Below are 10,207 nucleotides of genomic sequence, written 5' to 3' on the forward strand. Positions count from 1 at the left end.
GTCACTCCAGGAACGCGGACGGCGGCCGGTAGTCCTCGGTGGGGCCGCCGTTCGTGCCGCCGCCGCCCGTGCTGCCCCACGTACCCTGCGTGGCGGCCGGCGGAACCGTCCGATCGGCTGGGATCGGATCAGTCCTGCAGCAGTTCCTTGCGCAGGTCCCCCAGCGTGCGGTTGAGCAGCCGGGACACGTGCATCTGGGAGAGGCCGATCTCGGCGCCGATCTCCGCCTGCGTCATCTCCTGCCCGAACCGCATCTCCAGGATCCGCGCGGTGCGCTCGTCCAGGTCAGCCAGCAGGGGCGCCAGCGCGTGCCGGTCCTCGACGGCCTCCAGGGCGGGGTCGATGTCGCCCATGGTCTCGACCAGGCTGCGCGCGGGACCGCCCGACTGGGCGCGGGTGCCGGCGGCCGGCGAGTCCTGCGGGGCGTCGAGGGACTGGGTCGAGTAGCCGTTGGCGGCGACCAGGCCCTGGCGGACCTCGTCCTCGTCCAGGTCCAGGAAGGCGGCCAGCTCGGCCGGGGTCGGCGCCTGGTCGGTGACGGAGGTCAGCTCCTCCGTGGCCTGCGCCAGCAGCTGGCGCAGCTCCTGCAGGCGGCGCGGCACCCGTACGGCCCAGGTGGTGTCACGGAAGTGGCGCTTGATCTCGCCCGTGATGTAGGGCACGGCGAGCGTGGTGAACTGGGTGTTCCGCTCGGGGTCGTAGCGGTCGATCGCCTTGATCAGACCGATGATGCCGACCTGGACGATGTCCTCGTTCTCCGGGCCGCCGGTGCGGTCACGGAAGGGGCGGGCCGCGAAGTGCACCAGCGAGATGTTCATCTCGATGAGCGTGTTGCGCACGTACTGGTACTCACGGGTCCCCTCTTCGAGGGCGCGGAGCCGTTCGAAGAAGACGCGAGTCAGCTGACGGGCGTCGGCGGTCGGCAGCTCGCGCGGACAGGGTACGTCCGGGAGCCCGCTGAGCGCGGGTGTCGCGGCGGGGCCACCGGTGTAACGGGTCGGCCGGTGGATCGCCGGGATCAGGGACTCGGCCGTGGCCGTGAAGGTCATTGTCGCTCCTTGGGCACGGGTGCTTGCGGTGCGTTGTGCGCGGTCGTTCGGTCATGCGGAAACTGGCTTCCGCTCACCTGCACCCTGCCGAAGCCGTGGACACACGTCAAGTTATACCGGAAACGTTCTTCTGGAATTGCTTTTCGCGAGTCGGCGCTCAAGAATGGCCGCGTGGACAGCGAACACACGGGGTCCCGCAGGAACCGCTGGACCTTTCTGACGAACCACGCCCGGGTTCTGATCGCGATCGCGCGCGACCCCGGTATCCGCCTGCGTGACATAGCGGTGGACTGCGGTCTCACCGAGCGCACCGTGCAGGCGATCGTCACTGACCTGCAGGCGGACGGCTATCTCACCCGCACCCGGGACGGCCGGCGCAACCGCTATGTCGTGGCGCCCGCCGCGCGCTTCCGCCACCCGGCCGAGGCCGGCCGGGAGATCGCGGGCCTGCTGGCCTACCTCGCCGGTCCGCCCGCTCCCGGCACCGATCCGGACGAGCCCGCGGCACGCGAGTCAGGCGTACGCGAGTCAGCCGTACGTGAGGCATCCGACACCGCGAGCGTGTGACCGCCCTTACCGTGGCGGCATGGAACAGCGCATCAGCCTCGTGACCCTGGGCGTCTCGGACCTCGCCCGCGCCAAGAAGTTCTACGCCGCCCTGGGCTGGCGCGGCACCGAGGTCGAGGAGACGGTCTTCCACCAGGCGGGCGGCCTGGCCCTGGTGCTGTGGGACCGCCGGAAACTGGCCGCGGACTGCGGGGTCCCGTACAGCCCGCCCAACGGCTTCGGCGGTATCGCCCTCGCGCACAACGTCCGCACCGACGCCGAGGTCGACGCCCTGCTGACGGCCGCGGCGCGGGCCGGCGGCACCCTCACCCGGCCCGCGGCCGTCAATGCGATCGGCTTCTATTCGGGTGTCTTCACCGACCCGGACGGTCACGCCTGGGAGATCGCGAACAATCCCGGCTTCACGTTGTCCGAGGACGGCTCCCTGATCCTGCCCGATTTCGGCTGACCGCCCCGACCGCCACCGGCGTGCCCGCCCGGTGCCGGGGCCGCAGCCGGTGCCGGCCCGTCGCGGCGGGGACCGTCTCCGGCGGCCGTACGGCGGCCACCGGCGCGGGATCCGCACCCACGGGGTCCGCCCCCGCTGGATCCGCGCCCGCGGGATCCGCACCGGGTCCGAGCAGGAGCTCCTCGTACCGGCCGAGGGCCAGCACGGCGCAGAGGAGGGCGGGCAGGAGCAGCAACGCGGCGATCATCATGGAATGGCTTCCCTTCGGCGGCCTCGCCCCCTCGCCTGCCCGGGACCCGGCCGCGTACTCGGACCGGATGCATCGGACCGGATGGATGCACCCGCACCGCGCGGCCCAGGACCGGTCAGCGGGGGTCGGCCGCCGTGATCCGCGCGCACTCCCGGACGACCTCCGCGAAATCGTCCTTCGAGCGCAGCAGCTCCCGCTGCACGCGGGCCCCGTTGCCGCGCTCCAGCAGGGCGGTGATGCCCTCGCGGACCCGGCGCTCGTCACCCGTATCGGCCAGCGCGTCCCCGACATGGCGGTACAGGGCCTCGACGGCCTCCGCCGGGTCCACCGGGCTCATCGTGGCGGGGTGCAGCAGCGGCCCGTCCAGCCCCGAGCGGCCCGCCTGCCAGGCGGCCAGCCGCAGCATGCCGGTGCTGACCGGGGCGGGCGGTTCACCGGCCCGCCAGGAGCGGGCGGCGGTCTCCACCAGGCCCCGGACCAGGGCGGCGAGCAGGACGGGGGTGGAGGCGTCGAGGCAGACGTCCGCCACCCGGATCTCCACGGTCGGGTAGGACGCGGACAGCCGGGCGTCGAACCACACCATCCCCCGGTCGCGCAGCACCCCCGAGCCGACCATGGCCCGCACCTGGGCGTGGTAGTCCTCGGCGGAGCCGAAGACGTCCATGGGACCGGTGGAGGGCAGGCGGTTCCACACGCGGCTGCGGTAGCTGGCGTACCGGGTGTCCTCGCCCTGCCAGAACGGCGAGTTCGCGCTCATGGCGGTCAGCACGGGCAGCCAGGGCCGGATCCGGTCCAGGACCGCCACGCCCTCCTCGTCCGATTCGACCGCGACGTGCACATGGCAGCCGCAGGTCAGCTGCTCCTGGGCGGTCATGCCGAACTGTCGGGCCGCCCATTCGAAGCGGTGTCCGGGCGAGAGGGAGGGCCGTACGGGCAGCGGGGTGGTGGCGGTGGCGGCCACGACCGCGCCGGCCGTCGCGGCGTGCCGGGCCGCCTCGGCGCGCCACAGGACGATCTCGTCCTGGAGGGCGGCCATGTCCATCACCGGCTTGGTGGCGAACTCCACCTGCTCCTCGTGGAGCTCCGACTCGAAGGTGTGCCCGCGCGGGTGCTGGTCCCCGTCGGCGGCGGCGAGCACGGCCCCGGCCAGGGCCAGGGGCTCCCCGCTCTCCGCGTCCGCGAGCAGCAGCTCCTCTTCGACTCCCACACTGCGCATCCGGCCTCTTCCTCCGCCTCGAACATCCTTGGAACCCCTTCCGCCTGCCCCTGCCGGCCCGGGGTATGCCCGGTCCGGCCGTGGCCGGTGTCACGGCTCCGCCACGGCCTATCGTGGGTCCGTGAAGCTGCTCCTGACCTCGGACACGCACGTGCCCGCCCGGGCGAGGCTCCTGCCGGAGGCGCTGCTGTCGGCCGTGGACGCGGCCGATGTGGTGATCCACGCCGGGGACTGGACCGACGAGCCCACCCTCGACCTGCTGAAGGCCCGCTCCCGGCGGCTCCTCGCCGTGTACGGCAACAACGACGGGCCGGGGCTGCGCCGCCGGCTGCCCGAGATCGCCCGCGCCGAGCTGGGCGGGCTGCGCTTCGCCGTGGTCCACGAGACCGGGCCGGCCGCCGGGCGCGAGCGGCGCTGCGCCACGCGTTTCCCCGGCACGGACGTGCTGGTCTTCGGCCACAGCCACATCCCCTGGGACACCACCGCCCCGGGCGGGCTGCGCCTGCTCAATCCCGGCTCCCCCACGGACCGGCGGCGTCAGCCGCACCACACGTTCATGACGCTGAGTGCGTTGGACGGTACGCTGCGCGACGTGGAGCTCCACCGGCTGCCGGTGCGGTCCTGAGGCGGCGGGCTCGTCGCGGCGGGCTTAGCGTGGCAGGTGGGGGCGGGACCGGCGCCGTGCGAACGGCACACGACACGCACGGCAGGAGGGCCGCCGATGGGCACGGTGCACGATTCCCAGGGCTCCCGGCAGGTGGACGCGTACGAGGTGGTCTTCGCCTCCGCGGACGGCACCGGTGAGGACGTGGTCAGGATGACGCGCACCGAAGCCTCCGGACCGGGCGGCCACCCCGTCTACGAGGACGCCACCGGCATCGTCCGGGCCGAGATCAGCGACCACGGCGAGGTACGGGTGCTCGCGAGCGGCGGCGGCCAGGAACCGGCCCGCGCACTGCGGGCCCGCGCCGTGGGCTGAGCGCGCACCGGCGGCACCGGCGGGCACCGGCGGGCACCGGACTGGCCCTAGCGGCCCGGGTGTCCCGCGAGGAGGGCGTCGAGGAAGGCCCAGTCCAGGCGCTCCGCCTCGGCCTCCGCCGGGACCGCCTCCCAGGTCTCCTCCAGCCAGGACCGCAGCTCCGCCCGGTCCAGCGCGAACAGCGCCACCTGGGGCTCGGCCCCCACCCGCAGCAGGGCCTGCCCCTCGCGGCCCGGCCCCGAGGCCGGGCGTATGCGTACGTCGCCCTCGCCGACGAGCGTACGGACCCCGCGGGTCAGCAGATCGCGGCCGAGGATCCAGGTCACGGGGGCGGCGCCCGGCGGGTGGAAGGTGAGCTCGACGTCGAGCGGGGCTCCGGGACACCACCGGAACTCCGCGCCGAGCGGGAACCGCAGCTGGTCCCTGAGCTGGTGGATCTCCATCGTCAGGATCAGGTCGTGCTCGGCGACGGAACGCTGGCGGGCCATGAGGACTCGTTTCTGCGCGGAGGGCGGTGGGCGGCCGGCGCCCTGGCAGACGCCTTCCGTCCGCGTCTGTTCGCTCTCGGCCGTCCCAAACCGCCCCGCCGCCGCCTCAGCCCACCTGGATCCCGATCACGCAGGTGTCGTCGTCGGTGTCGGACCGGCTTCCGGCGAGCAGCCGGTCGAGCCTCTGGTCCAGGTCGCCGGGGCAGGAGGCGGCCGCGTGGACGAGGTGGCCGAGCGAGTCCTGGACGGAGGAGTCCCGGCGTTCCACCAGGCCGTCCGTGAACATCAGCAGGGTGTCGCCCGGTGCGAGCTGCACCTCCCGCTCGGCGTAGGTCACGTCCGGCACGGCCCCGAGCAGCAGCCCCTCGATGAGCGGGAACGCCTCGGCCTCCGTGCCGCGTACGAGGACCGGCGGCAGATGCCCCGCGCGGGCCCAGCGCATCACCCGGGTCCCGGGGTCGAAGAGCCCGCAGACGGCGGTGGCCGTCACGTGCTTGGCCAGGTTGTGGGTGACGGTGTTCAGCCAGGACAGCAGCTGCGCGGGTCCCGCCCCGGTGACGGCGAGGCCGCGCAGGGCGTTGCGCAGGACCACCATGCCGGTGGCGGCCTCGATGCCGTGCCCGGCGACGTCGCCCACCGAGAGCATGATCAGCCCCGAGGGCAGGACCACGGTGTCGTACCAGTCGCCGCCGACCAGCGACTCGGTCTCGGCGGGCCGGTAGCGTACGGCGACCCGCAGCCCGGGGGCTTCGACGGCCGGCGGGGTCGGCGGCATGATGGCGTGCTGGAGCTGGAGCGCGAGCCGGTTGCGTTCGGCCGACTCGGCCGCCGTATGGGCGAGTTGGTCGCGGGTGGCGGCCAGGGCCACCTCGGTCCAGTGCTGGGCAGAGATGTCCTGGTAGGCGCCGCGTACGGCGTGCAGCCGCTGGTCGGCGCCGAAGACGGGCTCGGCGACGACGCGGATGTGGCGGGTGATCCCGTCGGCCCGCTGGAGGCGCAGGTTGACGGAGGCGGGGCGGCGGTGGCGCAGCACCGCGCGCAGGAAGCGGCCAAGGGCGGCGGAGTCGTCGGGGTGGGCGTAGCCGGGCAGTTCCCGCAGCCGGACGGGCGGCGCGGTGGCGGGCAGCCCGTACAGGGAGTAGAGCTGGGCGTTCCAGGTGGTCTCCCCGGTGAGCAGGTTCTCCTCGAAGCCGCCGATCCGGCCCAGGCGTTGCGCGTGCTGGAGGATGTCGGCCAGCCGGGCCGTCTCGTCCTCGACGCGCCAGATCAGCAGGACGGCCGCGCCGTGCCGGCTGACGCTGATGTCGGCGACGGAGGTGAGGGGGATCTGGTCGACGAGCGCGGTGAGGCTCATGCGTTCGGCGCGGAAGGGCTCGCCGGTGGCGTGCACCCGCTCGATGACGTCGAAGAGGCCGCTCTCGCCGGCGGCCATCGGGTACGCCTCCAGCAGCAGGGAGCCGTTGACGTCGCCGCGCTGCCGTCCGACGGGGTCGATGAAGCGGCTGTTGGTGTGGCGGATGCGGAAGTCGGTCAGCCGGCCCGCGGGGTCCAGGACGGGGGTGAGGACGACGGCCGGGTCGTGCAGCCCCTCGGCGAGGTCGATCAGCTCCCGGACGTCGGGCAGTACGGCGTCCGGCGCGGCGGGGTCGGCGGGCGCCGAGGCGTCCATGGTGCGGGCGCACAGCTCCGCCAGGGCCTCGATCTGCCGTTCGATCTGCGGGGGCTGGTCCGCCAGCGGCTGCGGCCAGCAGATCTCCAGGACACCGTGTATGCGGCCGCCCGTTCCGGCCGGTACGGCGATCCGGCCGCCGTCGGGCCACTGGAGGTGGCCGATCGAGGGCAGTCCGGCCCGCTTGAGCCGGGCGAGGGCGACGAGGCGGCGGTCGCGCAGCGCGAGCCGGGCCACGGTGGAGACGCCGGGCGGTACGTGGTGCCAGCGCGCGGCCTCCCCCGGCGGGAACCCGGCGTGTCCCGCGAGGCCCAGGGAGCCGTCGGGGGCCGCGGTCCACACGGCGACGGCGGTGGCCCCGAGCGGCGCGAGGGCGTTGGTCAGCAGGGATTCGGCGACGGCCTGGGTGTCGGCGGCGACGGCGAGCATCCCGCTCTCGGCGGTCCGCAGCCGCACCGCGAGGGTGTCGGGCCGCCCCTCGGGGGTGAGCGCGGGGGACGGCGGGGCCGGAACGTCCACGGCGGTGGTGCGTTCGACGAACTCGGCGGCGACCTCGCTGACCTGGTCCCGGGCGGCCTGGTTGACGATGTCGGCGGCGAGTTCGAGCGGCGAGAGGCCGGTGTCGCGGCACAGGTCGTCGAGCTGGCGGGCGGCCGCTGCGGGGGTGCAGCTGAGCTGGCCGATCAGGATGCCCTTGGCCAGTTCGACCAGGGCCCGGCCGTCCGCGGCCGCGTGGGCCTCCCGTACCTCGCGGCGCAGCCGTTCGACGGTGGCGACGAGCCGTCCCAGGGGGGTCGGGGCCTGGTGCGGGATGGTGCTCCGGGCCGGCTCCGCCGTCAGCGGACCGGGGGTCCGGGGCTCGTCGTAGTGCTGTGTGTCGGGGATGCTCACCGTGCTGCCGACTCCTTGCTGGGACGGTCGTGCCTGCGCCGGCCGGGGCCGGCGCAGCGGGCGGCCGGGACCGGCCGGGCGGGGCTCACCGGGTGAGCCAGTGCCGGACGCGGGCGATCAGGTCGTCGGCGTCGACGGGCTTGGTGACGTAGTCGCTGGCCCCCGCGGCGAGGCTCTTCTCCCGGTCGCCGGGCATGGCCTTGGCGGTGACCGCGATGATGGGCAGGCCGGAGTAGGCGGGCATCCGGCGGATCTCGGCGGTGGCCGCGTAGCCGTCCAGTTCGGGCATCATCACGTCCATCAGGATCAGGTCGACCCCGTGGTTGCGCAGCAGGGTGTCGATGCCCTTGCGCCCGTCCTCCGCGTGCAGGACGCGTACGCCGTGCAGTTCGAGCACCCCGCTCAGCGCGAACAGGTTGCGCGCGTCGTCGTCGACGACGAGGACGGTACGTCCGGCCAGGTCGTTGTCGAGCACATGGGCGGTCTGCTGCCGCTCCACGCCGCCCTGGGCCAGGGGCAGGACGTCCCCGGGCTGGTCGGCGGTGAGGTGGAGCACGATGCGCTCGCGCAGCTCGTCCAGGCTCGACAGCAGTTCCAGGCGGCGCGAGGCGGCCCGCTCGCGCAGGGCGCGCTCCTGGACCGTTTTCAGCCGCGGGTTGTTGTGCGCGAGGACGGGGAGGGAGGAGAGCGCCGGGTCCCCGTCGAGCGCGTCGAGGAAGCGCAGGGCCTCCCCGTCGGGCATGTCCAGTTCCAGGACGACGCAGTGGAAGGAGTCCGAGGCGAGGGCCGCGGCGGCGTCCCGGGAGCTCGTCGCGTTGATCACCTGGATGGCCGCGCGGTCCCCGGCGGGCCGGTGCCGGGGGGCGAAGTCCCGGTCGGCGCTCTCGGCGACGAGGGAGAGCAGCCCGCCCTGGCGCTCCTCGATCACCAGCAGCCGGCGGGCCTGGCGCTGCGCCGGGAGGGCGGTGCCGGAGCCGCCCGGTTCGGCGGTGCCGGAGCCGGAGCCGTGCGGGGCCGCGTCGGGGGCGTCGGAGGCGGGGGTCTCCTCGTAGTCCGCCCGGCTGACCGGGAGGTAGAGGGTGAAGGTGCTGCCCTGGCCCGGGGTGCTCTCGGCGGTGACGGCGCCGCCGAGGAGCTGGGCGATCTCCCGGCTGATGGAGAGCCCGAGTCCGGTGCCGCCGTACTTGCGGCTGGTGGTGCCGTCGGCCTGCTGGAAGGCGCCGAACACCGACTCCAGCTGCTGCTCGGGGATGCCGATGCCGGTGTCCCGTACCCGGAAGGCGACGACGGGGCCGCGGCCGTGCAGGGTGGCGGGGACCTCGGGGGCCGCGGCCGGTTCGATGCGCAGTTCCACACCGCCGCGCTCGGTGAACTTCACGGCGTTGGAGAGCAGGTTGCGGAGCACCTGGCGCAGCCGGGAGTCGTCGGTGAGCAGGTCGGCGGGGGCGTCGGGCGCGGTGGTGACGGTGAAGTCGAGGCTCTTCTGCGTGGTCATCGGCCGGAAGGTGGCGTCGACGTACTCCAGCAGCTGCGGCAGGTCGACCCGCTCGGGGTTGATGTCCATCTTGCCGGCCTCGACCTTGGACAGGTCGAGGATGTCGTTGATGAGCTGGAGCAGGTCGGAGCCGGCCGAGTGGATGATGCCCGCGTACTCGACCTGCTTCGGGGTGAGGTTGCGGGTGGGGTTCTGGGCGAGCAGCTGGGCGAGGATGAGCAGACTGTTGAGCGGGGTGCGCAGCTCGTGGCTCATGTTGGCCAGGAACTCGGACTTGTACTTGGAGGCCAGGGACAGCTGCTGGGCGCGGTCCTCCAGCTCCTGCCGGGCCTGTTCGATCTCCAGGTTCTTGGCCTCGATGTCGCGGTTCTGGCTGGCGAGGAGGGCCGCCTTCTCCTCCAGTTCGGCGTTGGAGCGCTGGAGCTCCTCCTGCTGGTCCTGGAGTTCCGCGGAGCGTGCCTGGAGTTCGCCGGTGAGCCGCTGGGACTCCCCGAGCAGCTCATCCGTACGGGCGTTGGCGACGATCGTGTTGACGTTGACGCCGATGGTCTCCATCAGCTGGCCGAGGAAGTCGCGGTGCACGGGGGTGAAGGCGGTGAAGGAGGCCAGCTCGATCACGCCGAGGACCTGGTCGTCCACGACGATCGGCAGGACGATCAGGCTGCCGGGGTTGGTGTGGCCGAGTCCGGAGGAGATGACGTAGCCGCCGGGGACCTGGTCGGTGGCGATGATGCGGTGGCTGCGCGCGGCCTGGCCGACCAGGGACTCACCGAGGGCGAAGCCGGTGGTCTCGGCGCTGCCCGCGGGGCGTCCGTAGGAGCCGACGAGGGTGAGGACGGTGCCCTGGGGGCTGTCCTCGGCCAGGTAGAAGGCGCCGTACTGGGCGGCGACGAGCGGGGTCAGCTCGTCCATGACCAGCTCCGCGACGACGGCGAGGTCGCGGTGGCCCTGCATCAGGTCGGAGACGCGGGCCAGGTTAGTCTTGAGCCAGTCCTGTTCCTGGTTGGCGCGGGTGCTCTCGCGGAGCGAGCCCACCATGGAGTTGATGTTGTCCTTGAGCTCGGCGACCTCGCCGGAGGCGTCGACGGTGATCGAGCGGGTCAGGTCCCCCTCGGCGACGGCGCTGGCGACCTCGGCGATGGCGCGGACCTGGCG

General features: G+C 73.6%; 9 protein-coding genes. 4 read left to right on the forward strand and 5 right to left on the reverse strand.

All coding sequences use genetic code 11. The features are described 5' to 3' along the window. Positions 1-128: 128 nt before the first annotated feature. On the reverse strand, positions 129-1,049 hold the full coding sequence (locus tag ABZ873_RS32845; RefSeq protein WP_360880100.1) for a SigB/SigF/SigG family RNA polymerase sigma factor: 921 nt from the start codon (positions 1,047-1,049) through the stop codon (positions 129-131). A 171-nt stretch (positions 1,050-1,220) separates the two neighbouring features. Between ABZ873_RS32845 and ABZ873_RS32850 the strand changes: the two genes are divergently transcribed. Beyond that, the gene (locus tag ABZ873_RS32850; RefSeq protein ID WP_360880103.1) at positions 1,221-1,616 is read left to right on the forward strand and encodes a helix-turn-helix domain-containing protein; all 396 of its coding nucleotides are present in this window, start codon (positions 1,221-1,223) and stop codon (positions 1,614-1,616) included. A gap of 19 nt (positions 1,617-1,635) precedes the next feature. Beyond that, positions 1,636-2,064: a VOC family protein gene (locus ABZ873_RS32855; RefSeq protein ID WP_360880106.1), complete on the forward strand. Its 429-nt coding sequence runs from the start codon at positions 1,636-1,638 to the stop codon at positions 2,062-2,064. Positions 2,065-2,429: 365 nt separating this feature from the next. On the opposite strand, the gene ABZ873_RS32860 is transcribed toward ABZ873_RS32855, so the two are convergent. Continuing rightward, positions 2,430-3,530: a glutamate--cysteine ligase gene (locus ABZ873_RS32860; RefSeq protein WP_360880109.1), complete on the reverse strand. Its 1,101-nt coding sequence runs from the start codon at positions 3,528-3,530 to the stop codon at positions 2,430-2,432. A gap of 121 nt (positions 3,531-3,651) precedes the next feature. Here ABZ873_RS32860 and ABZ873_RS32865 point away from each other — a divergent pair, with 121 nt between their 5' ends. Together ABZ873_RS32865 and ABZ873_RS32870 are read left to right on the forward strand one after the other, a co-directional pair. Continuing rightward, positions 3,652-4,155, forward strand: a complete 504-nt coding sequence (locus tag ABZ873_RS32865; RefSeq protein WP_360880112.1) for a metallophosphoesterase — start codon at positions 3,652-3,654, stop codon at positions 4,153-4,155. Positions 4,156-4,251: 96 nt separating this feature from the next. After that, positions 4,252-4,509 carry a DUF6296 family protein gene (locus ABZ873_RS32870; RefSeq protein ID WP_360880115.1) on the forward strand — a complete coding sequence of 86 codons (258 nt, stop codon included), beginning with the start codon at positions 4,252-4,254 and terminating at the stop codon, positions 4,507-4,509. Between the two features lie 47 nt (positions 4,510-4,556). Here the strand turns inward: ABZ873_RS32870 and ABZ873_RS32875 are convergent, their stop codons facing one another. From ABZ873_RS32875 to ABZ873_RS32885, 3 genes are all read right to left on the reverse strand, one after another. After that, positions 4,557-4,997, reverse strand: a complete 441-nt coding sequence (locus ABZ873_RS32875; RefSeq protein WP_360880118.1) for an SsgA family sporulation/cell division regulator — start codon at positions 4,995-4,997, stop codon at positions 4,557-4,559. Positions 4,998-5,103: 106 nt separating this feature from the next. Then, positions 5,104-7,506, reverse strand: a complete 2,403-nt coding sequence (locus ABZ873_RS32880) for a SpoIIE family protein phosphatase (RefSeq protein WP_360880124.1) — start codon at positions 7,504-7,506, stop codon at positions 5,104-5,106. A gap of 136 nt (positions 7,507-7,642) precedes the next feature. After that, positions 7,643-10,207 (reverse strand): response regulator (locus ABZ873_RS32885; RefSeq protein WP_360880121.1); only part of this gene is annotated, 2,565 nt, incomplete at its 5' end.

Origin of the sequence: Streptomyces sp. NPDC047014 (genome assembly GCF_040644195.1) — a bacterium.
Classification (GTDB): Bacteria; Actinomycetota; Actinomycetes; order Streptomycetales; family Streptomycetaceae; genus Streptomyces.

Excerpts from the sequence above, each read along its gene's own strand:
- ABZ873_RS32845 (WP_360880100.1), bottom strand. The coding sequence starts at position 1,049 with ATGACCTTCACGGCCACGGCCGAGTCCCTGATCCCGGCGATCCACCGG.
- ABZ873_RS32855 (WP_360880106.1), top strand. The coding sequence starts at position 1,636 with ATGGAACAGCGCATCAGCCTCGTGACCCTGGGCGTCTCGGACCTCGCC.
- ABZ873_RS32860 (WP_360880109.1), bottom strand. The coding sequence starts at position 3,530 with ATGCGCAGTGTGGGAGTCGAAGAGGAGCTGCTGCTCGCGGACGCGGAG.
- ABZ873_RS32870 (WP_360880115.1), top strand. The coding sequence starts at position 4,252 with ATGGGCACGGTGCACGATTCCCAGGGCTCCCGGCAGGTGGACGCGTAC.
- ABZ873_RS32875 (WP_360880118.1), bottom strand. The coding sequence starts at position 4,997 with ATGGCCCGCCAGCGTTCCGTCGCCGAGCACGACCTGATCCTGACGATG.